Annotated in this window: 27 protein-coding genes and 1 tRNA gene; 14 read left to right on the forward strand and 14 right to left on the reverse strand. The window is 57.4% G+C overall.

Annotated elements, in window-relative coordinates; genetic code table 11:
• Nucleotides 1-395: 395 nt before the first annotated feature.
• Nucleotides 396-710 carry a hypothetical protein gene (locus D3Z90_RS17055; protein WP_100782347.1) on the forward strand — a complete coding sequence of 105 codons (315 nt, stop codon included), beginning with the start codon at nt 396-398 and terminating at the stop codon, nt 708-710.
• Nucleotides 711-831: 121 nt separating this feature from the next.
• Here D3Z90_RS17055 and D3Z90_RS17060 read toward each other — a convergent pair whose 3' ends face one another.
• The 5 genes from D3Z90_RS17060 to D3Z90_RS26960 form a co-directional block, all read right to left on the reverse strand.
• On the reverse strand, nt 832-1,200 hold the full coding sequence (locus tag D3Z90_RS17060; RefSeq protein ID WP_100782348.1) for a hypothetical protein: 369 nt from the start codon (nt 1,198-1,200) through the stop codon (nt 832-834).
• Nucleotides 1,201-1,241: 41 nt separating this feature from the next.
• Entirely contained in the window at nt 1,242-1,583 is a 342-nt protein-coding gene (locus tag D3Z90_RS17065) for a hypothetical protein (RefSeq protein ID WP_223253841.1), read from the reverse strand.
• A gap of 110 nt (nt 1,584-1,693) precedes the next feature.
• Nucleotides 1,694-2,422, reverse strand: coding sequence for a metallophosphoesterase (locus tag D3Z90_RS17070; RefSeq protein ID WP_100782349.1), 729 nt, complete (start codon nt 2,420-2,422; stop codon nt 1,694-1,696).
• Nucleotides 2,423-2,546: 124 nt separating this feature from the next.
• The gene (locus D3Z90_RS17075) at nt 2,547-2,786 is read right to left on the reverse strand and encodes a hypothetical protein (RefSeq protein WP_100782350.1); all 240 of its coding nucleotides are present in this window, start codon (nt 2,784-2,786) and stop codon (nt 2,547-2,549) included.
• A 264-nt stretch (nt 2,787-3,050) separates the two neighbouring features.
• Nucleotides 3,051-3,371 (reverse strand): hypothetical protein, encoded by a 321-nt coding sequence (locus D3Z90_RS26960; RefSeq protein ID WP_100782366.1) that lies wholly within the window; start codon nt 3,369-3,371, stop codon nt 3,051-3,053.
• Between the two features lie 309 nt (nt 3,372-3,680).
• On the opposite strand from D3Z90_RS26960, the gene D3Z90_RS17085 reads away from it, so the two are divergent.
• Nucleotides 3,681-4,145, forward strand: a complete 465-nt coding sequence (locus D3Z90_RS17085) for a helix-turn-helix transcriptional regulator (protein ID WP_223253842.1) — start codon at nt 3,681-3,683, stop codon at nt 4,143-4,145.
• A gap of 382 nt (nt 4,146-4,527) precedes the next feature.
• Here the strand turns inward: D3Z90_RS17085 and D3Z90_RS17090 are convergent.
• Nucleotides 4,528-4,618: transfer RNA gene (locus tag D3Z90_RS17090), tRNA-Ser, on the reverse strand.
• A gap of 241 nt (nt 4,619-4,859) precedes the next feature.
• On the opposite strand from D3Z90_RS17090, the gene D3Z90_RS17095 reads away from it, so the two are divergent.
• The 8 genes from D3Z90_RS17095 (at nt 4,860) to D3Z90_RS17130 (ending at nt 10,556) form a co-directional block, all read left to right on the forward strand.
• Nucleotides 4,860-5,531, forward strand: coding sequence for a Bax inhibitor-1/YccA family protein (locus tag D3Z90_RS17095; RefSeq protein ID WP_136477145.1), 672 nt, complete (start codon nt 4,860-4,862; stop codon nt 5,529-5,531).
• A gap of 123 nt (nt 5,532-5,654) precedes the next feature.
• Nucleotides 5,655-7,034, forward strand: a complete 1,380-nt coding sequence (locus tag D3Z90_RS17100) for a nucleobase:cation symporter-2 family protein (protein WP_136477146.1) — start codon at nt 5,655-5,657, stop codon at nt 7,032-7,034.
• Between the two features lie 84 nt (nt 7,035-7,118).
• Nucleotides 7,119-7,511 (forward strand): sulfurtransferase complex subunit TusD, encoded by a 393-nt coding sequence (gene tusD / locus D3Z90_RS17105; protein WP_136477147.1) that lies wholly within the window; start codon nt 7,119-7,121, stop codon nt 7,509-7,511.
• Between the two features lies 1 nt (nt 7,512).
• Nucleotides 7,513-7,872 carry a sulfurtransferase complex subunit TusC gene (tusC, locus tag D3Z90_RS17110; RefSeq protein WP_136477148.1) on the forward strand — a complete coding sequence of 120 codons (360 nt, stop codon included), beginning with the start codon at nt 7,513-7,515 and terminating at the stop codon, nt 7,870-7,872.
• Nucleotides 7,872-8,171, forward strand: coding sequence for a sulfurtransferase complex subunit TusB (tusB, locus tag D3Z90_RS17115; protein ID WP_136477149.1), 300 nt, complete (start codon nt 7,872-7,874; stop codon nt 8,169-8,171). Before tusC ends, tusB begins: the two co-directional genes overlap by 1 nt.
• Entirely contained in the window at nt 8,168-8,503 is a 336-nt protein-coding gene (locus D3Z90_RS17120) for a TusE/DsrC/DsvC family sulfur relay protein (RefSeq protein ID WP_136477150.1), read from the forward strand. Before tusB ends, D3Z90_RS17120 begins: the two co-directional genes overlap by 4 nt.
• Nucleotides 8,500-9,492, forward strand: a complete 993-nt coding sequence (locus D3Z90_RS17125; protein WP_136477151.1) for a glycosyl transferase family protein — start codon at nt 8,500-8,502, stop codon at nt 9,490-9,492. The genes D3Z90_RS17120 and D3Z90_RS17125 overlap by 4 nt, the downstream gene beginning before the upstream one ends.
• Before the next feature lie 101 nt (nt 9,493-9,593).
• The gene (locus tag D3Z90_RS17130; RefSeq protein WP_136477152.1) at nt 9,594-10,556 is read left to right on the forward strand and encodes a glutathione S-transferase family protein; all 963 of its coding nucleotides are present in this window, start codon (nt 9,594-9,596) and stop codon (nt 10,554-10,556) included.
• 79 nt (nt 10,557-10,635) lie between these two features.
• Here the strand turns inward: D3Z90_RS17130 and cysG are convergent, their stop codons facing one another.
• From cysG to ftsK, 6 genes are all read right to left on the reverse strand, one after another.
• Entirely contained in the window at nt 10,636-12,024 is a 1,389-nt protein-coding gene (gene cysG, locus D3Z90_RS17135; RefSeq protein ID WP_136477153.1) for a siroheme synthase CysG, read from the reverse strand.
• Complete coding sequence (gene serS, locus D3Z90_RS17140; RefSeq protein ID WP_136477154.1) at nt 12,025-13,305, reverse strand: serine--tRNA ligase; 1,281 nt, start codon at nt 13,303-13,305, stop codon at nt 12,025-12,027.
• Nucleotides 13,306-13,322: 17 nt separating this feature from the next.
• Complete coding sequence (gene crcB, locus D3Z90_RS17145) at nt 13,323-13,697, reverse strand: fluoride efflux transporter CrcB (protein ID WP_136477155.1); 375 nt, start codon at nt 13,695-13,697, stop codon at nt 13,323-13,325.
• The gene (locus tag D3Z90_RS17150) at nt 13,694-15,019 is read right to left on the reverse strand and encodes a replication-associated recombination protein A (protein WP_136477156.1); all 1,326 of its coding nucleotides are present in this window, start codon (nt 15,017-15,019) and stop codon (nt 13,694-13,696) included. Before D3Z90_RS17150 ends, crcB begins: the two co-directional genes overlap by 4 nt.
• Before the next feature lie 18 nt (nt 15,020-15,037).
• Nucleotides 15,038-15,661, reverse strand: a complete 624-nt coding sequence (lolA, locus tag D3Z90_RS17155) for an outer membrane lipoprotein chaperone LolA (protein ID WP_136477157.1) — start codon at nt 15,659-15,661, stop codon at nt 15,038-15,040.
• Nucleotides 15,662-15,723: 62 nt separating this feature from the next.
• Nucleotides 15,724-18,132 (reverse strand): DNA translocase FtsK, encoded by a 2,409-nt coding sequence (ftsK, locus tag D3Z90_RS17160; RefSeq protein ID WP_136477158.1) that lies wholly within the window; start codon nt 18,130-18,132, stop codon nt 15,724-15,726.
• A gap of 323 nt (nt 18,133-18,455) precedes the next feature.
• Here ftsK and aat point away from each other — a divergent pair, with 323 nt between their 5' ends.
• From aat to infA, 3 genes are all read left to right on the forward strand, one after another.
• Complete coding sequence (gene aat / locus D3Z90_RS17165) at nt 18,456-19,136, forward strand: leucyl/phenylalanyl-tRNA--protein transferase (protein ID WP_136477159.1); 681 nt, start codon at nt 18,456-18,458, stop codon at nt 19,134-19,136.
• Nucleotides 19,137-19,193: 57 nt separating this feature from the next.
• The gene (locus D3Z90_RS17170; RefSeq protein ID WP_136477160.1) at nt 19,194-19,901 is read left to right on the forward strand and encodes an arginyltransferase; all 708 of its coding nucleotides are present in this window, start codon (nt 19,194-19,196) and stop codon (nt 19,899-19,901) included.
• Nucleotides 19,902-20,005: 104 nt separating this feature from the next.
• Nucleotides 20,006-20,224: a translation initiation factor IF-1 gene (gene infA / locus D3Z90_RS17175; RefSeq protein ID WP_002553999.1), complete on the forward strand. Its 219-nt coding sequence runs from the start codon at nt 20,006-20,008 to the stop codon at nt 20,222-20,224.
• Nucleotides 20,225-20,378: 154 nt separating this feature from the next.
• Here infA and clpA read toward each other — a convergent pair whose 3' ends face one another.
• Nucleotides 20,379-22,649, reverse strand: coding sequence for an ATP-dependent Clp protease ATP-binding subunit ClpA (gene clpA / locus D3Z90_RS17180; protein WP_136477161.1), 2,271 nt, complete (start codon nt 22,647-22,649; stop codon nt 20,379-20,381).
• Between the two features lie 30 nt (nt 22,650-22,679).
• Nucleotides 22,680-23,042, reverse strand: coding sequence for an ATP-dependent Clp protease adapter ClpS (gene clpS, locus D3Z90_RS17185; protein WP_136477162.1), 363 nt, complete (start codon nt 23,040-23,042; stop codon nt 22,680-22,682).
• A 225-nt stretch (nt 23,043-23,267) separates the two neighbouring features.
• Between clpS and cspD the strand changes: the two genes are divergently transcribed.
• Entirely contained in the window at nt 23,268-23,522 is a 255-nt protein-coding gene (cspD, locus tag D3Z90_RS17190; protein WP_136477163.1) for a cold shock domain-containing protein CspD, read from the forward strand.
• Nucleotides 23,523-23,527: the final 5 nt, after the last annotated feature.

Genomic DNA, 23,527 nt, shown 5'->3' on the forward strand with positions numbered 1-23,527 from the left:
CATCCCTTCGAAAGTTCGGCGGGACGCCGCCTACCGCACTCCTCCGTTGATTGCCTGCGAACCCTTTTAGAATCAGGTCACCACTCAAATAGCAGGGGACTGATCATGGACGTGGGGAATTATTTGAAATTATGGCTCAGCAATAATTATGTCCTAGCGATTATTTTGCTAAGCAGCGGGTACCGATTCGGCTGAGCGCTGCGGCTTCCGTGGCGGCAGCAAACTCACCAGGCTATCAGCAAACCGAAGTGTGTGACCTTAGAGGTAAGCGGCTAGCCTGTCATCGTGTATCCGTTCTGTCAGAGCAGTGGGTAAACAGCAAGCCAACCAGCAACAAGCCATTAAGTACGCTCATGCTAGCCTCGGCACAGACATCACTGTTCTGAGAATCCATCTTGAGCACAAACAGCTTACCCAAAGATTTACACGCATTGATCAACGCACCAAAATTTTCGGAGGAGCCGACAGGTCGTCGTCAATTGAAGCGGTGGCAGCTCGCTAAGGACATCTATAAAAGCACATCCATCGAAGCATTGGTCGAAGCAAGGGGCAAAGCTGAAGGCTACATCCATGGCTTAGTAGATGCTGGACACCTATCGACGAGAGACACCGACCGGGATTTTCTCATTTTAAGTATTGTTCAAAGGCGGCGTGAGTTTCTGCAGAAATTGCTGAACGATTACGGCTACTGCACGAATTGTGGCTTTTGAACACATCCATTAGCTGCAGATCAAAGGAGATAGGCAGCGGTAATGCTCCTCACCGCTTTAAAACGTCGAATGAGGCCCTAAGAACGCTATCGCAATTGTTTTTTGAAGGCTGGTGGAGCTTTCATACCGTCAATTGCAAACGATCAGCGGACTTGAGAAGCTTGAGAAAGCTAGCTCTGCCGAGTTCTCGCTTGAAGCTAGCTATGACGTAATTGCCGTCTTGGGTTTCGAGCAGCCAGAACCGGCCTTCCTTCCTCGCTACCTGGATTTTACCTGTGCGGAGGATCGAACCATCCGCTTTGTGGTACCCATCGTCACGCTCAGAGTGGTCGAAAGAAATCCCCAAACATGTGTCTTCGGCGATCAGTGCATCACTGATGAACGCCGTGACGGGCACCGTGTATTTGAGAAAGCTTGCTTGCACTAAACGACTCAGTTGAAAGTCGCTCACCTCCTTACCGTGAAACTCAACAGTAATTACTTCTGGCATCTGGCCGAGACTCCACAACGATTAGAAAACTATTTTTTGTATCAGTGCAGTGCCTTTGAGCACCCACGAGCGCCATCACCTGCCCAGTCACAAACCACGTAAAGGCTATTCAGTGTCTGCACCACCAGATATCCTTGAATCTTTTGGGAGGTCATGATGACGGAGGTTCGAATCGGCTCACCATCATCGAAGCGTTTCTCTCGATCACCAAAAACTACACCTCTCAAAAAGCGCTCTCCTGGCCCATACTCGACGGAAGATAAGTAACCAGTAATCTCGAGACCTACCTCGGCCTGCATCGCTTTGGTAACGCTCGTGGGAATAGCAGACGGAGGTGTAACGACGGGTTTGTGTGTGGAGAGCGGTACGCTGCGTTTGACCATTTGAAACCTCTTGTATTCGCCTAGCTCGTATTCATTTTCGCAGTCGAGTACGTCGACGCCATCGACCGAAAGTTGCGTGCGCAGAAGTCTGGACGCTTGGACTCATCTCATCAGACTTCAACCACTAGATTCGGCACGAACCCAGTACGCTCACCTGGATATCCTCTCGGATTCGAAAGGACTCGGCAGCCCGAGACGACTGTGTCGACGGCATGATGGGTGTGGCCGAAAATCCAAACATCAGTCTGGGCAACCAAATCATGCCAATCATTGAAGTAGGCAGCACCCAGGTGACCTTCGTGACCATCACCGGCGACCTCTTGAATTGGGCAGTGATGAGTAACCACCACCGTCTTGCCGTCGAATTGCTTAGCTAGCTCAGTCGCTAAGAATTCACGAGTAGTGATGTTTCGTGCGATTAGATCGACAGGACGAAGCTTGCTATACCCCTCGCCGATGCGGATGCGCTTGAAGTCGTTCATCCATTCCGCGCACACCCTCATCGCTACCCTGTAGTCCCCGCTCGCAGTGAAATCTGTCCACGCCGTTGCTACCAAAAACCTGGTGTCGCCAATGATCAGGGACTGGTTGTCCAGGATGTGTACATGTTCTGCAGCCGCATCGCGCATCTTGGTCAGCGTGCGGTCGATGTGGCCTTTGTAGAACTCATGGTTGCCGCAGGCATAGATCACCGGACAGCTGAAGGTCTCATTGGCCCACCCCACCCCGCGACTCTTTACCGAGATGTCGCCGGCCAGCACGACCAAATCGCATTCCGTCGCAGGAGGCTGGAAGTCCGCGAACTCCAGGTGCAGATCTGAGTAGATCAAAATTTTCATCGGATCAGTTGGTTCCTGTTGAACGCTGATCGTGTCTCCGATGCGTCCAAATGGGGCAGCAAATCAAAAAGAGACCGAGACTTCGCTCATTCGGCTTTAGCCGGCTACGGTCGAGAGATTCGAATCACTCAACGTCACCCCAGGCTCGACACATTTCATCTTCATCTACGATTCCCTCATTATCTAATCGCAGACGTTCAATTAGCTCTGCTCGAAGCTCTTCGAGGCTAACTTCACCATCCACGTAGCGCTGCAACTGTGCCAGGCGCTCAGCTGCAAGCCGCCCTCCGTCGAGCGCTAGACAAGCGATTTCTGCTGCCACAGCTTCACGACGGCGTTCGCGCTCGATCTCGTTAATTTCCATGTATACCTCAACCTCCGTTGGCCAAAGCCGCCACAGGAGCGGAAGCCTGGCTATCGAACATTACTTGGAGACTTTGCTGGAGCACTGAGAAAACGTGGCTGCATCAATCGCCTCCCCGCTCTCGAGTTCATTGCCCTTCTGTATGAAATTGATCGCGCAACCGACCATGAGTCGAACGGAGATGATCCCCTCTCAGAACGCCCAAATTGTAGAGAGGCATGATCGTTCCTAAAGCAGCGGCCATTTGCCCTCAACCTTGCGGTGTTAACTTGGTGTGCTCGTGTAGACCTCACCAGCTTTAGTGATGAACTCGTAGACCGGGCTGCTCTCGGTTCCACCCTGAATGCGAATCTCAGAGAGGAGCTCCATTGCGTAAGAGCCTTTTTTGCTTTTGGCTGGAGATAGGATGATGTGAACATTGCTCACGATCAGGAAATTACCTTGCTCTCCAGCGCGCATCATCTGAAGAGTGGCAACGTCACTTACAACATGCGCAACCGGGCCTATGGCCCCATCCTCTAACCCCACTCCCTCGACCAGAAAAGAATATTCACACTGACTGATGTCAGCTGAATTCCAGAGCATACGGACACTCTCTGGAGCCCTAAACTGGCCCTGCAAATTGCTGCTATAGGTCACAAACACTGTGGTAAACCCTACTCCATCTCTAGCCCAGCCCTAGATCGGCTCTATATCGGCCAAGCGCAAACGATCAACGCTGCACATGTCTCTGGCAGTCAGGAGGTCACACAGCCTAGGCACATGCAAAATTGATGAGTCAGCACGCCGATCTCTGAGGAGACATCATAAGCAAAACGACTCACTAATAACAATACATGATATTTATTGGGCTGCAAGGACTGTGGCTCTATCCTTCCTTTTGGAAAGCTGACCGTGAAGGAAGAGCTAGCTATCACTCTGCGCGCCATTCGGCAAATGAAAGGAAAGGGTTACGAATCCCTCGCCGAGACTCTTAGCCAGAGCAACTTAAGCTTGCTTGAACAAGGGAAAATCCAGGCGACGCTGCCAACCCTTCTAAAGATCGCTGACACGCTCGATGTCAGCCTCCTGACCATCATGGCATTGTGCTTGTCGATCCGCGACCAAAAGACTCCGGAGCGTGAACTGCAAGATGCACAAGCTGAACTTCAGAGCTTCATAGAATCAGGCGGCCTGCAAATCATGGAGGCCCAGACTCAAGATGGAGTATTGAAGAAACGCGAAAGAGGCATACGAGCGAATGCTCAGAGGGTCAGTGCCGTGATTGACCTAAAGCGCCAAGGCATGACACAAGCAGAAACCGCACGTGCTCTAGGGCTGCCTAAATCTACGGTTCAGCGTTACTGGCAAGAGGCGTGAGATTTCAAAAAATGACCTTTACGCCTGCCCGCCTTCAGGCCTCGAAGGTGACACGCTTGTGGGTGTCGTGGATCCGGCACGACTGGAGCACCTAGGGATTAACCAGAAACTCTAGGGCAAATGGATGCCTCCTAGGCCTCCCAAGTTTCCGTTCTTGGGAGGTCTTCTGGAGGCCGAAGGCGCACTGCTAAGTGACGCCCATCAAGTATGCAGTTGGCTTTCTTTCTCCGAGAAGCGTGCAGTAGTTTGCAGCAGAAGGCATCTAGTGAAATGCATGCTTTCGCATAGCGCGCAAATTGCCCCCACCATCCTTGCAAATTCAAATTTCACACGCACAAAAAAAGGGCTTAGATTTTCTCTAAGCCCTTGTTTTTACTGATTCTGGCGGGGAACCAGGGATTCGAACCCTGGGAACGCTATTAACGTTCGCCGGTTTTCAAGACCGGTGCATTCAACCACTCTGCCAATTCCCCGATGCATCACCTAGGGCGCCTTGAAGTATGCATCTGAGGATTACCTAAGATAAGAACTCTAGGATAGTTGCCCATCGACGGTTTTCAAGACCGTTGCCTTAAACCACTCGGCCACGCTTCCTCGTATTGCGGGCGACATAATACCGAAATGAAACAAGCTGTCAAACTCTCTGTGTAGCTGGTTGCCATCGCTCTGTTATGATCTTTGCATCTAACGTTTCAAACCCACAGGAGTGTCGCCATGCGCGAACAGGATTACGCCGTCAATCACGGCCAGCAGGTCGAGCAGCAGGAGGTCAGCCGAGTCCTGCGCAATACGTACGGGCTGTTGGCTATCACCCTCGCCTTCAGTGGTCTCATGGCCTTTATTGCGCAGCAGATGCGCGTTGGCTACCCGAACATTTTCGTGGTGCTGATCGGCTTCTATGGCCTGTTCTTCCTCACCAACAAGCTGCGTGACTCGGCGTGGGGCCTGGTGTCGACCTTCGCCCTTACCGGTTTCATGGGCTTTATCCTCGGCCCTATCCTCAACCGTTACCTGGGCATGGCCGGTGGCGCTGAGGTTGTCAGTTCGGCCTTCGCCATGACCGCGTTGGTGTTCGGTGGTCTGTCGGCCTATGTACTGATCACCCGTAAGGACATGAGCTTCCTCGGTGGTTTCATCACCGCAGGTTTCTTCGTGCTGATGGGTGCTGTGCTGGCTAGCCTGTTCTTCCAGATCAGTGGCCTGCAACTGGCAATCAGCGCTGGCTTCGTGTTGTTCTCGTCGGTCTGCATCCTGTTCCAGACCAGCGCGATCATTCACGGTGGCGAGCGTAACTACATCATGGCCACGATCAGCTTGTATGTTTCTATCTACAACCTGTTCGTCAGCCTGCTGCAACTGTTCGGTCTGATGGGTCGCGACGACTGATCATAAGCTAGGCAGTTTGTAGGAAAGCCCGCTTCGGCGGGCTTTTTTGTGCCAGCTATTACTACCCCAAATGCCCATAGCCCCGTAGAATGCGCTCCTTTTTTCTTCCGGGGCAGCACTCCCATGAGTTCAATCGAGCAAGGACCCGGCGCACCCGCGCAGGCCAATGAACTGGTCCTCGGCCTTGAGGACAAGCCGCGGCCGCTGATTGCCATGCTGGCAGCACTGCAGCACTTGCTGGCGATCATCGTGCCGATCGTGACCCCCGGCTTGCTGATTTGCCAGGCGCTGGGCGTTTCGGCACGCGACACCAATTTGATTGTGTCGATGTCACTGGTGATCTCGGGTATCGCCACCTTTGTGCAATGCCGTCGTTTCGGGCCATTCGGCGCGGGTCTGCTGATTGTGCAAGGCACCAGTTTCAACTTTGTCGGCCCCTTGATCGCCGGTGGCGCTCTGATGGTCAAGCAAGGTACGCCGGTGGAAGCGGTAATGGCGGCGATTTTCGGTGTGGTGATTGCCGGTTCGTTCGTTGAAATGGGCATTTCGCGCATCCTGCCTTTCGTTAAACGCCTGATCACGCCGCTGGTGACCGGCATTGTGGTGCTGATGATCGGCCTGACCTTGATCAAGGTCGGCCTGATCAGCATGGGCGGTGGCTTTGCGGCAATGGGCAACGGCACCTTCGCCAACGGCGAAAACCTGCTGCTGTCGGGCGTGGTGTTGGCGATTATCGTGGTGCTCAACCGTATTCCAGTGGTGTGGATGCGCAGTTGCGCCATTGTCATTGCCCTGGCCGTTGGCTATGCGCTGGCCGGTTATCTCGGCCGCCTGGATTTCACTGGCATGCATGAAGCCGAGCTGTTCCAGGTACCCATGCCACTGCACTTTGGCCTGGGTTTCTCTTGGGCGCTGTTCATTCCGATGCTGGTGATTTACCTGGTGACCTCCCTGGAAGCCATTGGAGACGTGACTGCGACCAGTAAGGTTTCGCGCCAACCGGTCGAGGGGCCGCTGTGGATGCAACGGATCAAAGGCGGGGTACTGGTCAATGGTGCCAACTCGTTGCTGGCCGGGGTGTTCAACACCTTCCCAAGTTCGGTGTTTGCCCAGAACAACGGCGTTATCCAACTGACCGGCATTGCCAGTCGTCATATCGGTGTATGGATCGCGGCCATGCTGGTCATCCTCGGCCTGTTCCCAAGTGTTGCCGGGGTGATTCAGGCAGTGCCGGAGCCAGTACTGGGTGGCGCTGCGATGGTGATGTTCGGTGCAGTGGCTGCATCAGGGATCAACATTCTCGCAAGCATCAGCCTGGACCGCCGTGCACTGCTGATTATTGCGGTGTCGCTGGCGTTGGGCCTGGGCGTGGCGCAGGTGCCGGAGTTTCTTGCGCACATGCCGTCGGCGCTGCGCAATGTGCTGGAGTCGGGGGTCGCTACCGGGGGGATTTGTGCACTGGTACTGAACTGGTTCCTGCCAGAGCATAAAGAGAAGGCTTGAGCGAACGGGGGCGGGCCGTCGCAGGGCAAGCCCGCTCCCTCGATTTGCTTTATGATTGGCGCAGTTTTGCTGAATGAGCCTTCCATGAAGTTCGCCATTGCGGTTTTTTCCCCGGCCCATGCGCCCTCCTCACGCCGCGCCCTGCGCTTTGCTCAGGCGGCACTCGCCAGCGGCCACGAAATTGTCCGGCTGTTTTTTTATCAAGACGGCGTGCACTGCGCCTCGGGCAATATCGTCGCCCCTCAGGATGAGCTGGATATCGCCGCCCAATGGCGATCCTTCATCAGCGAGCACCAGCTTGATGCCGTGGTATGCATTGCCGCGGCGTTGCGCCGTGGCGTACTCAATGACGAGGAAGCCCAACGCTACCAGCGCACCGCGGTGAACCTGCCGGCACCCTGGGAGCTGTCTGGCCTTGGCCAACTGCATGAAGGTGCGCAACTGGCTGACCGCTTGCTCTGTTTTGGAGGCGACTGAGATGGCCAAGTCGTTACTGCTGATAAGCCGCAAGGCACCTTGGGCCGGTCTGTCCGCCCGCGAAACACTAGATATCGCCCTGGCTGGTGGGGCCTTCGATCTGCCCCTGGGCATGCTGTTTCTCGATGACGGGGTGTTTCAACTCGCGCCGGGCCAGCAGCCTGCTCAACTGCAACAGAAGAACCTCGCTGCCAACTTGCAGGCCTTGCCGATGTTCGGTGTCGACGAGCTTTTTGTCGCCCGCAGCAGCCTGCAGGAGCGCGGTTTGACGACGCAGAACCTCAGCCTGCCGGTACAGGCGCTGGATGACGCCGAACTGGCTGCATTGATTGACCGTTTCGACCAGGTGGTAACCCTCTGATGAGCACCTTGCACGTAATTTCCCATTCGCCCTTCGGCGACAATCGCCTGAGCAGTTGCTTGCGCCTGCTCGGTAGCAAGGATGGCCTGTTGCTGTGCGGCGATGCCGTGTATGCCCTGCAAGCCGCAAGCGCGCCGCTGGCCAGCCTGCACGCGAGCAATCTGCAAGGCCGCCTGTTCGCCCTCGAGGAAGACCTGCAAGCCCGCGCCATCAACACCGACGACGGCGTTCAGGCCATCGACTACCCGGCGTTCGTTGCGCTTTCGCTGGACTACGACAAGGTCAACACCTGGCTATGAGCACCCTCACTGTAGGCGCGCGCAACATTGCCCTGGACAAGGACGGCTATCTGCTTGAGCTCAGCGACTGGTCTGAGGAGGTTGCCAACGCCCTCGCCGCCCGCGAGCAATTGGAGCTCACCGAGGAGCACTGGGAAGTGCTGACGGTACTGCGGGCCTTTTACCAGGAGTTCGAGTTGTCGCCGGCCACGCGCCCGCTGATCAAGTACACGGCACTCAAGCTGGGGCCGGAGAAAGGCAACAGCATGCACCTGAACCGCCTATTCAAAGGCACTCCCGCCAAACTCGCCGCAAAACTTGCGGGCCTGCCAAAGCCGACCAATTGCATATGACCGACCCTCGCCCGCTGATCACCGAAACCCCGTCCGAACATCCCTTTGCCCAGTTTGTACGCATCCTTGGCAAGGGCAAGCGCGGCGCCCGCGGCCTGACCCGTGAGGAAGCCCGTGAGGCCATGGGCATGCTGCTCGACGGCAAGGTCGAGGAAGCGCAACTGGGCGCCTTTCTGATGCTGCTGCGGCACAAGGAAGAAAGCCCTGAGGAGTTGGCCGGCTTCACTGAAGCGCTGCGTCAGCGCCTGCATGCACCAGCGATCCAGGTAGACCTGGACTGGCCCAGTTATGCCGGGAAAAAGCGCCACCTGCCCTGGTACCTGCTGGCGGCCAAATGCCTGGCCGCCAATGGTGTGCGCATTCTCCTGCATGGAGGTGGCGCACACACCGCCGGACGTCTTTACACCGAACAAGTGCTGGAGGTGTTGCAGATCCCCCTGTGTCGCGACTGGCAGGCGGTGGCCAAGGCGCTCGACAGCCAACAATTGGCGTTTATTCCGCTGCAGGACTGGGCGCCACGCCTGCAACGCATGATCGACCTGCGCAACACCCTGGGCCTGCGCTCGCCTATCCATTCCCTGGCCCGGGTGCTCAACCCTCTGGGCGCACGCTGCGGCCTGCAGAGCATCTTCCATCCGGGCTATCAGGCGGTACACCGCGAAGCCAGTCGTCTGCTTGGCGATACCGCTATTGTGGTCAAGGGTGACGGTGGCGAGATCGAGATCAACCCCGACACCACCAGCCATCTGTACGGCACTGCAGCGGGCGTGGATTGGGATGAGGAATGGCCTGCCCTGGCTGCCCAACGGCATGTAAAACCAGCGAACCTGGAGCCTGAGCAATTACTCTCGGTATGGCGTGGCGACACGCAGGACAGCTATGGTGAACTGGCTGTAGTAGCGACCATGGCCCTGGCTTTGCGTGGCCTTGGCCAGTCGCGTGAAGACGCCTTCGCTCAAGCCCAACGCTACTGGGACAAGCGCAACTGATCGAACAAACCGATTAAACCGGCCCGGTCTTTGCGCTATTCGTTCGAACTCAGCTCCGTAAACTGGGCTCTATATCAGAATGAATCGCCAAGGAGTCAAGCATGGGCCTTTTGATCGATGGACGCTGGCATGACCAGTGGTATGAAAGCAGCAAAGATGGCGCCTTCCAGCGTGAAAGCGCGCAGCGCCGCAATCAACTACCGGCCGCCGAAGCCGGGCGCTATCATCTGTACGTGTCGCTGGCCTGCCCTTGGGCGCACCGCACCCTGATCTTTCGCAAGCTTAAAGGCCTGGAAAGTCTCATTGATGTGTCAGTAGTCAGCTGGCTGATGGGCGAGAACGGCTGGACGTTCGATCAGAGCAAGGGCTCTACCGGCGACAAACTCGAGCACCTGCAGTATCTCCATCAGCGTTATACCCGCGACGATCCACATTACAGCGGCCGGGTTACCGTGCCGGTGCTGTGGGACAAGCAGAAACAGCGCATCGTCAACAATGAGTCGGCAGAGATCATCCGCATTTTCAACCATGCCTTCGATGGCCTGACCGGCAATCGCCTGGACCTCTACCCCGAGCCGCTGCAAGCAGAGATAGATGCCCTCAACGAGCGCATCTATCCGGCGGTCAACAATGGTGTGTATCGAGCAGGCTTTGCCACCTCGCAAGAGGCGTACGAACAGGCTTTCGATCAATTGTTCGCCGAACTGGACTGCCTGGATCAACGCCTTGGCGAACGCCGTTATTTAACCGGCGAGTACCTGACTGAAGCCGATTGGCGACTGTTCACCACGTTGATTCGCTTTGATGCGGTGTACCACGGGCACTTCAAGTGCAACCTGCGGCGCCTTGCCGACTACCCAAACTTGTCGAATTGGCTACGAGAGTTGTATCAGTGGCCAGGGGTGGCGCAGACGGTGAACTTCGAGCATATCCAGAAGCATTACTACATGAGTCACAAGACCATCAACCCGAATGGAATTGTGCCTAAAGGCCCATTGCAGGACTTTACCCAGCAGCATGATCGGCAACGGTTGGCGGGGCGAGGTATCTGGACCAACGATTAATGCTGTGATTGGTGATCACGGGGTAATCCCGCGTCTACAGAGGTGAGTCTGTAGAAGCGGGCTTGCCTCGCGATGTATTTCAGCCCTGGGAGCCTTCGAACCAGGCCAGCTTTTCACGCAACTGGACCACTTCACCAACGATCACCAGGGTCGGCGCATGAACCTCATGCTCGGCGACCAGCGCCGGCAAATCAGCCAGTGTGCCGGTGAACACCCGCTGATTCGGCGTAGTGCCCTGCTGTACCAGCGCTGCGGGCGTGTCGGCAGCGCGACCATGGCGAATCAACTCGGCACAGATGGTCGGCAAACCAACCAGCCCCATGTAAAACACCAGGGTCTGAGCCGGTGCCACCAGATCATTCCAAGGCAGGTTACTGGTACCGTCCTTGAGGTGGCCGGTAACGAACCGCACCGACTGGGCGTAATCGCGATGAGTGAGCGGTATGCCAGCATACGCTGAGCAACCACTGGCGGCAGTGATACCCGGCACTACCTGGAAAGGAATGCCCTGCTCTGCCAGTTCTTCGATCTCTTCACCACCACGACCGAAGATGAACGGATCACCGCCCTTCAAACGCAATACCCGCTTGCCCTGACGAGCCAGGGTCACCAGCAATTGGTTGATCTGATCCTGAGGCACAGCATGATCGGCGCGACGTTTACCGACGTAGATGCGCTCGGCATCACGGCGGCACAGCTCGATGATCGCCGGAGCAACCAAACGATCGTAGAGCACCACGTCAGCCTGCTGCATCAAACGCAAGGCACGAAAGGTAAGCAAATCGGGATCACCCGGCCCTGCACCGACCAGATACACCTCACCCGGCGCCTGATAGCTGGCGCCGTCGATCTTGGCTTGCAGCAACCGCTCGGCTTCAGCACCCTGCCCGGCCAGTTGCCGCTCGGCGATAGGTCCCTGGAAAACATCTTCCCAAAAACCACGACGCTGATTGACGTCCGGATACAGGGCCTTGACCTTGTGCCGAAAACGCGCGCCCAACCCAGCAAGCTCGCCATAAGCGGCTGGAATCCAGGTTTCCAGCTTGGCGCGGATCAACCGCGCCAACACCGGTGCATCACCGCCACTGGACACCGCCACCACAAGGGGCGAACGGTCGACAATCGCCGGAAAGATCACCGAGCACAAGGCAGGTGCATCGACCACGTTGACCGGCACACAGCGCTGGTGAGCATCGGCTGAAACCTGAGCGTTGAGCGCCTGGTCATCTGTTGCAGCAATGATCAACTGACAACCGTCAAGATCGCTCGACTGATAGCCACGGCTGAGGATTTCGCCACCGCTGTGCCGGACAAGCTCGCTCAGTTGCGCTTCGATCTGGGGCGCAACCACGCGCAGTACCGCCCCGGCATCGGCCAGTAGACGCGACTTGCGCAGGGCAATCTCGCCTCCACCGACAACCAGCACACGGCTGCCGCGCAGTTTGTGGAACAGCGGCAGAAATTCCATTTAAGCAATGATCTCCAGGCCGCCCATGTACGGCTTGAGCACTTCAGGCACGCGGATCGAACCATCGGCCTGCTGGTAGTTCTCCAGCACCGCAACCAGGGTACGCCCAACCGCCAGACCCGAACCGTTCAGGGTATGGACCAACTCAGGCTTGCCGGTTTCCGGGTTGCGCCAGCGGGCCTGCATGCGGCGCGCCTGGAAGTCACCACAGTTGGAGCACGAAGAGATCTCGCGGTATTTGTCCTGGCTCGGCACCCAGACTTCCAGGTCGTAAGTCTTGACCGCACTGAAACCCATGTCGCCGGTGCACAGCGCCAGAACGCGGTACGGCAGCTCCAGCGCCTGCAGCACGCGCTCGGCGTTGGCAGTCAGGCCTTCCAGCGCTTCCATGGATTTACCTGGCTCAACGATCTGGACCATCTCGACCTTGTCGAACTGGTGCTGGCGGATCATCCCGCGGGTGTCACGACCCGAAGCGCCGGCTTCACTGCGAAAGCATGGCGTGTGGGCGACAAACTTGACCGGCAACTGCTTGGCGTCGAGGATCTCGCCTGCGACGATGTTGGTCAGCGATACTTCAGCGGTCGGAATCAGGTAGAAGTCGGCTTCGCCTTCACGGCTGATCTTGAACAGGTCTTCTTCGAACTTCGGCAGTTGACCGGTGCCTTGCAGCGCCGGCGCCTGTACCAGGTACGGGGTGTAGGCTTCTTCGTAGCCGTGCTCGCTGGTGTGCAGGTTGATCATGAACTGCGCCAGGGCGCGGTGTAGGCGCGCAATTGGCCCGCGCAGCAAGGCGAATCGAGCACCCGAGAGCTTGGCTGCGGTTTCAAAGTCCAGGCCACCGCTCAGTTCACCCAGGGCGACGTGGTCCTTGATTTCGAAATCGAACTGGCGCGGGGTGCCCCAGCGACGCACCTCAACGTTGTGATCTTCATCGGCGCCGACCGGCACGCTTTCGTCCGGCAGGTTGGGAATGCCCAATACAATCGCGTCCAGCTCGGCCTGAATGCCGTCCAGTTCGGTTTTGCCACTGGCCAGCTCTTGGGCCATGCGTTCCACATCGGCCATCAGCGGCGCGATATCTTCGCCACGAGCCTTGGCCTGGCCAATGGATTTGGAACGGGTGTTACGCTCGGCCTGCAGTTGTTCGGTGCGGGTCTGCACCACCTTGCGGCGTTCTTCCAGTGCTTCGATGCGCGCGACATCCAGGCTGAAGCCACGGGAGGCCAGGCGGTCCGCCACTTCCTGAAGTTGGCCGCGTAACAGTTTGGAATCGAGCATATCGTTCTCTCGTTGGTTCAGAATTTGGTTAAAGACAGGCCGGCCCAGGTCGCGAGCAGCCCGCCAAATACGCTAAGCCCGGCATAACCGAAGGCCAGCGGCGCCTGCCCGCTTTCGAGCAGACGCACGGTATCCAGGGAAAAGGATGAAAATGTAGTCAAACCGCCAAGAAAGCCGACGATCAGGCCAGCACGCAGTTCGACCGGCACCATCGGGCGATGCAGAAACAACCCGTATAGCAGGCCGATCAGCAGACAGCCAATCAGATTGACCGCCAGCGTACCGAGATAGAAGTGGCGTGGCCAGTGGGCATTGACCCAATTGGACGTGGCAAACCGCAGCAAGGTCCCGGCGATACCCCCCGCGCTGACGGCGGCGATCACAGCAATCATGGCTTTCTCCGTTGCCGTGGGCTCTTGCGATCAAGCTCGGCGAGGTGCTTGAGCTTCTCACCGATCTTCAACTCCAGGCCGCGCGGCACAGGCTGATAGTAATGGCGCGGCTCGAGGTTATCCGGGAAGTAATCTTCCCCGGCTGCATAGGCATCCGGTTCGTCATGGGCGTAACGGTACTCGTCGCCATAGCCCAGTTGTTTCATCAACTTGGTCGGCGCATTGCGCAAGTGTAGCGGTACTTCCAGCGAACCATGCTCGCCCGCTTCCCGCAGGGCAGTTTTGAAGCCCATGTAAACGGCATTGCTCTTCGGTGCACAGGCAAGGTAGGTGATGGCCTGGGCCACGGCCAGCTCACCTTCAGGGCTACCGAGACGCTCTTGTACATCCCAGGCCGCCAGGCACAGGCTCAGGGCTCGGGGGTCGGCGTTACCAATATCTTCGCTGGCCATGCGCACGACACGACGCGCGATATAGAGCGGATCACAGCCACCGTCGAGCATTCGGGCAAACCAATACAGTGCGCCGTCGGGGTTGGAGCCGCGGACCGACTTGTGCAGCGCCGAGATCTGGTCGTAGAAGGCTTCGCCGCCCTTGTCGAAGCGACGGCGACTGTCACCCAGCAGGCTTTGCAGCAACTCCACACCGATTTCGCCGCCATCCTCCGCCAGATCGGAGGCGTTTTCGAGGAAGTTGAGCATGCGCCGACCATCACCATCGGCAGCAGCCATGAGCATCTGAAACGCTTCATCGCCGACGCGCAACTGGCGTTTGCCGAGGCCACGCTCCTCGCTCAGGGCGCGATTGACCAATTTGCGCAGGGCCGCTTCGTCGAGGCTCTTGAGCACATACACCCGCGCCCGCGACAACAACGCATTGTTGAGCTCGAACGAAGGGTTCTCAGTGGTGGCACCGATAAAAATCAGCGTGCCGTCTTCTACATACGGCAAGAAGGCATCTTGCTGGGACTTGTTGAAACGGTGCACTTCGTCAACGAACAGTATGGTGCGCCGCCCGTATTGCCCTGCCTGCTGCTTGGCGATTTCCACCGCATGGCGGATCTCCTTGACCCCCGCCAGCACCGCCGAAACGGTTTCGAAGTGGGCATCGCAGAACTGCGCCAGCAGCCGCGCCAGGGTGGTCTTGCCGACCCCGGGCGGGCCCCAGAAAATCATTGAGTGCAACGCTCCCTGCTCCAGCGCTTCGCGCAGCGGCTTGCCGCGGGCCAGCAAGTGCTCCTGGCCAACGTACTCGTCCAGGTTGGCCGGGCGCAGGCGCGCTGCCAGAGGCTGGGCTACGGGTTCGCTACGAAACAGGTCCATGGATGGCGCTACTACCTCTTATTCCGAAATGACGTCAGCGCCTTTCGGGATGTCGAACTTGAACTTGCCTGCCGCAATCGCCTCGTTGGCTTTGACGCCGGTGAACAGGATGTTGGTGCGCTGGCCGACGCTGTCGATCAGTTGCATATCATTGACCAGCCCCTTGCGGAACGAAAGGCGCAGGGAGTCAAACAGGGTGTCCTTGGTTTTCGGCTTGAGGGTGAAATCCATGACATCACCCTGCTCCTTGGAGGTGATATCGAAGCTCTGGCTGATCTTCGATACATCACCGGACAACAGCAGTGCAGGCGTTTCGGTCAGGCGCTGATCGAGCTTCTTGATCGTCGCCTGCTCCAGGTCCGGATCCCACAAGGTTACCGTCTTGCCGTCGGAGACTACGACTTGCTCCTGTGGCGCGTCAGTGTGCCAGTAAAACAGTCCTGGGCGCTGAACCGACATTTGCCCCGCCGTTTCCTGCAGGCTGGTGCCGCTGGCATCCAGGGTCAACTGCGAGAATCGAGCCTCGATAGTCCGGGATTTTTCCAGCAATTGGGTCAAGCGCGCCACATCCTGCTCGCCGGCAAATACCGAAGCGCTGGACACGGCCAAAGCGGAAACCAACATCATGCGAATCAGGCGCATGGCAATCCTCGTTGCAGTATGAGTGGGCCTGTGGCCGTCGCTGGCCACAGACTGAAAGGTCATCAGTCGCGAGACGGCCCGGGGGCAATCACTTCACGCGAGCCGTTGGTGTTCATGGCGGTTACGACACCAGCCATTTCCATCGACTCGATCATGCGCGCGGCGCGGTTGTAGCCAATTTTCAGCTTGCGCTGCACGGCGGAAATGGAAGCGCGGCGACTTTCCAGAACGAATTGTACGGCCTCATCGTACAGGGCATCGGTCTCGGCATCATCGCCATCACCGCTACTGCCACCGTCAAAGCCGCTACCGGCTTCTTCGACACCGTTGAGAATGTCGTCGTTGTAGTCTGGGGCGCCACGCAACTTCCAGGCCTCGACCACACGGTGAACCTCTTCGTCGGAAACGAAGGCGCCATGCACGCGAATCGGCAGGCTGGTGCCTGGCGGCATATAAAGCATGTCGCCATGACCGAGCAACTGCTCGGCACCGCCCTGGTCAATGATGGTCCGTGAGTCGATCTTGCTCGATACCTGGAAAGCCATACGGGTCGGGATGTTGGCCTTGATCAGGCCGGTGATCACGTCCACCGAAGGCCGCTGCGTCGCAAGGATCAGGTGGATACCGGCAGCTCGGGCCTTCTGGGCGATACGTGCGATCAGCTCTTCGACCTTCTTGCCGACGATCATCATCATGTCGGCAAACTCGTCGACCACCACAACGATGGTCGGCAGGGTTTTCAGCAGCGGCGGCACGTCATCCATGCTCTCGCGCTTGAACATCGGGTCATAGATAGGCTCGCCCGCTTCCTCGGCGTCTTTGATCTTGCGGTTGAAGCCCGCCAGGTTACGCACCCCCATCGCCGCCATCAGCTTGTAGCGTCGTTCCATCTCGGCGACGCTCCAGCGCAGTGCATTGGCGGCGTCCTTCATGTCGGTAACCACTGGGCACAACAGGTGCGGAATGCCCTCGTAGATCGACAATTCGAGCATTTTCGGGTCGATCATGATCAGCTTGGCGTCTTCGGGCCCCGACTTGAACAGGATCGACAGGATCATGGCGTTAACCCCCACCGACTTACCAGAACCTGTCGTACCGGCTACCAGCAGGTGCGGCATCTTGGCAAGATCGGTAATGACCGGCTTACCGCCAATGTCGTGGCCCAGGGCCATGGTCACCGGCGACTTGGCTTCGTCGTACTGCGGCGACGACAGCACTTCGGAGAAACGCACGATCTGTCGGTCTTCGTTGGGAATCTCGATACCGACGGTGGTCTTGCCGGGAATTACTTCAACCACACGCACGCTGGTCACTGCCAGCGACCGCGCCAGGTCTTTTGCCAGGTTGGCGATCCGGCTGACTTTCACGCCTGCGGCCGGCTGGATTTCGTAGCGGGTAATCACGGGGCCTGGGTGAATGGAGTCCACCGAGACTTCCACGCCGAACTCCTTGAGCTTGATTTCCAGCAAGTGCCCCACGCCGGCCAGGGATTCAGGCGAATAATTGACCTGTTTTTTCTCGGCAGGATCAAGAATCGAAATCGGCGGCAATGTGCCCTCAATGGCACTGTCGACGAACAGCGGCGCCTGCTTTTCCTTCTGCACGCGCTTGCTCGGCTCAGGCACCTTGGCTGGCGCGGGCATTATCACCGGCGCTGGCTGCTGCGCACGCTCGGCCACATGTTTGGTCAGGGCCTGGTCACGTTCGATGATACGTTCCTTGGCCTTGGCTTGTTCGCGGCGGTCCGGGACCATTGGAGCGACCACATCATGAACCTGATCGTCGACTTCACGCAGTTGTGCAACCAGACGCTTGCGCTCGTTACGCGCCGCCCACCAGCGATTGGCGGCGCCCTGGAACAGTTCGAACAGATCGAGGGTGATCTTGCCGGTAACGTCCATGACCTTGAACCAGGACAGGTCGGTAAACACGGTCAGGCCAAACAGGAACAGGGCAATGAACATCAGGGTGCTGCCCTGTACGTTCAAGGCGTTCTTGGCCAGATCTCCCAGGCTTTCGCCCAAGGCACCGCCGGCCGAGGCAGGCAAACTGGCGGCAGAATGGAAGTGAATGTGCGCAAGGGCGGCGCCGGAAAGCACCAGAAACACCAGGCCGATCAAGCGCCAGGAGAACAGCCAGCCGCTCCACTGCCAAGGCTGATGGCGCTCACGGAAAATTTGCCAGGTTTTGATGGCCAGCAGCAACGGAAAGATATAGGCGAAATAGCCGAGCACCATGAACAGAACGTCGGCGAAATAGGCACCCGCGCGCCCGGCGGCATTCTGCACCTGATCGACATTGCTGGTATGACTGAAACCTGGATCGGCCTGATCGTAGGTCAGCAGCGCCATCAACAAGTACAGGCACAGCGCCCCAAAGGCGATCAGCGCACCTTCCTTGAGGCGGTAATGCAGCTGCTGACGCCAAAGCGGCACAGGCAAGGGCTTCGATGTTGCGGTGGATTTCTTCAAAACGCTTCTATTCCTGCGCTCAACGCGCGTCCAACAGTGATTGACCTATTTGAACAGTCAATAAACCACTACTTTTAACATTACTGCCCGTCTACCGCTATGGCGGCACGCTAGAAACAAGCGTAAACGGTGGCCAATTTCCTATATCCCAATTTGAGCACGCATTTTCTTTTGTGACAAAGGCTTATGCGTTGTTTTTGCACAGGTGTGACAACAAACACCAAAGCAAGTTGCCATAAAGCCGCTGGTGACGACGCGACTTGCCCCGCAAGGTGCTTTCAGGCAATGCTGGATGCCCTCCCCTCCTCCATCTTTGGACCACGATGCTGACCTGGTTGAGCCGCGACTCCCTGACATTCCCCGCGCTGGACAAAGCCATGCGCGACCCTAACGGCCTACTCGCCGCTGGCGGGGATCTAAGCGCCGAGCGCCTGGTGCAAGCCTATCGTCACGGTTGCTTCCCCTGGTATCAGGACGGCCAGCCAATCCTCTGGTGGTCACCGGACCCGCGCACAGTGCTGTTCCCCGACGAACTGCATGTATCGCGCTCGTTGCGCAAATTTATCCGCCAGGGCCACTACCAGGTAAGTTTCGATCAGGACTTCGCGGCGGTGATTGCCGCCTGCGCCGCGCCACGCGACTACGCAGACGGCACCTGGATCACCGACAGCATGCAGGCGGCCTACCTTAAACTGCACGACCAGGGTTTTGCCCACTCGGTGGAGGTGCGCCAGAACGGCGAACTGGTCGGCGGCCTGTATGGACTGGCCATGGGCCGCCTGTTTTTCGGCGAATCGATGTTCAGCCGCGCCGACAATGCATCCAAAGTTGGCTTCGTGACGCTGGTGGAACACCTTCAGCAAGCAGGGTTTATCCTGATCGATTGCCAGATGCCCACCGCACACCTGCAGAGCCTGGGCGCCCGAGCCATTGCCCGAGCCACTTTCGCCGATTATCTGGAGCGCTACCTGGATCAACCCAATAGCGCCACCTGGGTTTGTTAGGCGAGTTTTCCCAGCTGGCATACACTTAAATCTAAAGCACCTCCCGAGGGGTTGATCATGACAGAGCTGGCGCGGTTGAAGTTTTATGCCACTCAACCCCATTCCTGCAGCTACCTGCCTGACGAACAAGCCACCACGCTGTTTCTCGACCCGAGCCAGCCGATGGATGTGAATGTCTACGCAGACCTGTCGGAAATGGGTTTCCGGCGTAGCGGCGATCACCTGTATCGCCCGCATTGCCAAAACTGCAACGCCTGCGTGCCGGCGCGAATCCCGGCTGCGCGATTTTTACCCAACCGCCAACAGAAGCGCATTCTCAAACGCAACGCCGACATCATCGTCACCGCCGCTCGCCCAGCGTTCAAGGAAGAGTACTTCGAGCTGTACCGGCGCTACATCGAGCAACGTCACGCCGATGGCGACATGTACCCACCCAGCCGCGATCAGTTCGCGACCTTCCTGGTCCGCGACCTGCCGTTTTCACGCTTTTACGAATTCCGCCTGAATGGTCGCCTGGTCGCCGTGGCAGTCACTGATTTGCTGCCCAACGGCCTCTCGGCGGTCTACACCTTCTACGAACCCGATGAAGAGCGCCGCAGCCTGGGTCGCTTCGCCATCCTCTGGCAAATCACCGAAGCGCTGCGCCTCGACCTGGAAGCGGTTTACCTCGGATATTGGATCAAAAACTGCAAAAAGATGAACTACAAGACCCAGTATCGCCCTATCGAGCTACTGATCAATCAGCGCTGGGTGAGCCTAAACTGAAATCATTGGCTTGAAATCCATTTTTCGGGCACAATGCACGCCACTTTTTTAGCCTGGCGCAGTTGTGCACCGGGCCAATAACTGGATACCGAGGGCTTTACTGCATGTCGAAAGAAGACAGCTTCGAAATGGAAGGCACTGTCGTCGACACCCTGCCCAACACCATGTTCCGTGTGGAGTTGGAAAACGGGCACGTCGTTACCGCGCATATCTCCGGAAAAATGCGCAAGAACTACATTCGAATCCTGACCGGTGACAAGGTCCGCGTTGAACTGACGCCTTATGACCTGAGCAAAGGGCGCATCACCTACCGCGCCCGCTAAGCGACACCAACAAAAACGCCCGGCTATATGCCGGGCGTTTTTGTTCGCCCCAGAAAACCACTGGGAACGGGCTTACGATGGGATCGAGCCTGTTCCGCGATAGCCATGTGCTTACACACCGCAATCGCAGACCAGGCCCGCCTCACCTAAGCCGTTATGCCATCTCCGCCGTGGTTTCGAAGTCGAATACCAGCTCACCCTCGCGAATGTCGATGTGCACCACACCGCCATGCTCGGCCAGTTCTCCGAACAGGATCTCTTCGGCCAATGGCCGTTTGATCTTGTCCTGAATCAGCCGCGCCATTGGCCGCGCGCCCATCTGCGCATCGTAGCCACCCGCAGCCAGCCAACTGCGCGCCGCATCACTTACCTCCAACAGAACACGCTTGTCTTCAAGCTGCGCCTGCAGTTCGGTAAGGAACTTGTCCACCACACTCTTGATCACTTCGTGGCTCAGGCGACCAAACTGGATAATGGTATCCAGGCGGTTACGGAACTCAGGCGTGAAACTCTTCTTGATTACTTCCATCGCGTCAGAAGAGTGATCCTGCTGCGTAAAGCCAATCGAGGCTCGTGCAGCCGTTTCAGCACCGGCGTTAGTGGTCATGATCACGATGACATTGCGAAAGTCCGCCTTGCGCCCGTTGTTGTCGGTCAGAGTACCGTGGTCCATTACCTGCAACAGCAGGTTGAAGACTTCCGGATGGGCTTTCTCGATTTCATCGAGCAACAGTACGCAATGAGGCTGCTTGGTAATGGCTTCGGTAAGCAGGCCACCCTGGTCGAAACCGACATAGCCTGGAGGCGCACCGATCAAACGCGACACGGTGTGACGCTCCATGTACTCGGACATGTCGAAACGCACCAACTCGACACCCAGCGCCTTGGCCAACTGGCGCGCTGCCTCGGTTTTACCTACACCGGTAGGCCCTGCGAACAGGAACGAGCCCACTGGCTTGTCAGGTGCTTTCAACCCGGCACGCGACAGCTTGATAGCGGTCGCCAGCGAATCGATCGCTGCATCTTGACCAAACACAGTCAACTTCAGGTCCCGCTCAAGGTTACGCAGAAGCTCTTTGTCGGAACTGGTGACATGCTTTGGTGGAATACGCGCGATCTTCGCAACGATGTCCTCGACTTGCGGCACATCGATACGTTTGACGCGCATCTCCACCGGCTGCAGACGCTGGTACGCACCCGCCTCGTCGATGACGTCGATTGCCTTGTCGGGCATGTGCCGATCGTTGATGTAACGTGCTGCAAGCTCGGCAGCGGCACGCAATGCCTCATCACTGTATTCGATATTGTGATGCGCCTCGAAGCGCCCCTTCAGACCCCGCAGAATGCCTACGGTGTCTTCCACCGACGGCTCGCTGACATCGACTTTCTGGAAGCGCCGCGCCAACGCCCGGTCCTTCTCGAAAATGCCACGAAATTCCTGGAAGGTGGTCGAGCCAATGCAACGGATATCACCGGAAGACAACAACGGCTTCAGCAGGTTGGAAGCATCCATCACACCACCGGAGGCCGCACCGGCACCAATGATGGTGTGGATCTCATCGATGAAGAGAATGGCCTGCGGCCGCTTGCGCAGTTCATTCAACAGCGCCTTGAAGCGCTTCTCGAAATCACCCCGGTATTTTGTACCGGCCAGCAAGGCGCCCAGATCAAGGGAATAGACCACGCTTTGTGCCAGCAGATCAGGCACTTGACCATCGACAATTCGCTTGGCCAGACCTTCGGCAATGGCGGTTTTGCCGACGCCGGCCTCACCGACCAGCAGAGGGTTGTTCTTGCGTCGACGTGCAAGGATCTGCGCTACCCGCTCGACTTCAAGTTCGCGTCCCACCAGCGGGTCGATACGACCTTGGCGAGCCTGCTCGTTGAGGTTGCTGGCATAGGCGTCCAGAGGGTTGCCTGACGACGAGGTTTCACCACCATCTTCGTCCTGCATGTCCTGCTCGCCTTCGGAGTGATCGCCATGCCCCGGCACCTTGGAGATGCCATGGGCGATGAAGTTGACCACATCGATACGCGCGACGCTCTGCTGCTTGAGCAGAAACACCGCCTGACTTTCCTGTTCACTGAAGATCGCTACCAGCACGTTGGCACCGGTGACTTCACGTTTGCCCGAGCTCTGGACATGGAAGACTGCGCGCTGCAGCACACGCTGGAAGCCCAAGGTTGGCTGGGTTTCGCGGTCCTCGTCATGCACGGGGATCAATGGCGTGGTGGAGTCGATGAACTCCTGCAGGTCATGTTTGAGTTTGTCGAGGTTCGCGCCGCAGGCGCGTAGAACGGTCGCGGCGGCCTCATTATCCAATAGCGCCAACAACAGGTGCTCGACAGTCATGAACTCATGACGTTTCGAGCGAGCCTCCTTGAAGGCCAGATTGAGGGTGACTTCGAGCTCGCGGTTTAACATAGCTTCACCTCATACCCAAGTGGTCGGCGATTAACCGTCCTTCTCGATTTCACAGAGTAGCGGATGCTGGCTTTCCCTAGCGTATTGATTGACCTGCATAGCCTTGGTCTCGGCAATGTCACGGGTAAACAATCCGCAAACTGCCCGTCCTTCTGTATGGACGGCCAGCATGACCTTGGTCGCCAGCTCACGATTCAGGTTAAAAAACACCTCGAGCACTTCGACGACGAAATCCATCGGCGTGTAGTCATCGTTGAACAAAATCACCTTGTACATTGGTGGCGCCTGCAGGGCCGGCTTGGCTTCCTGTACCGCCAGGCCAGAACCATCGTCCTCATGCGATTGCGGGCGATCCTGATTGAATGTTAGTCGAATCTGGCTATGTGCATGCATGGAAAGAATTTCATCATTTCGACAAGTTGGATTGTGGATTGACCGCACAGATGACGCGGGATTGCCGTCACCTCACCTTGACTATCGGCAAAACGGTGTTACAACCAATAAGAACCCACCGTGGTCGATAAAGATCCGCGCAGTCAACCAGAATTTTCGCAGGTTCATATGCGGATGGAGTGGATGATACTCCAGTGATGGAGTCCTTTGCAGAGGGATATGAGGATGGCAAGCGGTAAAGTCAAGTGGTTCAACAACGCCAAAGGCTATGGATTCATCAACGAAGAGGGGAAAAGCGACGATCTGTTCGCTCACTACTCAGCTATCGAGATGGATGGTTACAAAACCCTGAAAGCCGGACAGGCTGTCAGCTTTGACATCATCCAGGGGCCAAAGGGGTTGCACGCGGTGAAAATCACCGGAATCAAGGCAGCCATCGCCGACCCTGCGCCAGCCTCGACCACTACCGTAACTGCCTGACCGTC

This window comes from Pseudomonas sp. DG56-2, assembly GCF_004803755.1.
Lineage (GTDB): Bacteria > Pseudomonadota > Gammaproteobacteria > Pseudomonadales > Pseudomonadaceae > Aquipseudomonas > Aquipseudomonas auratipiscis.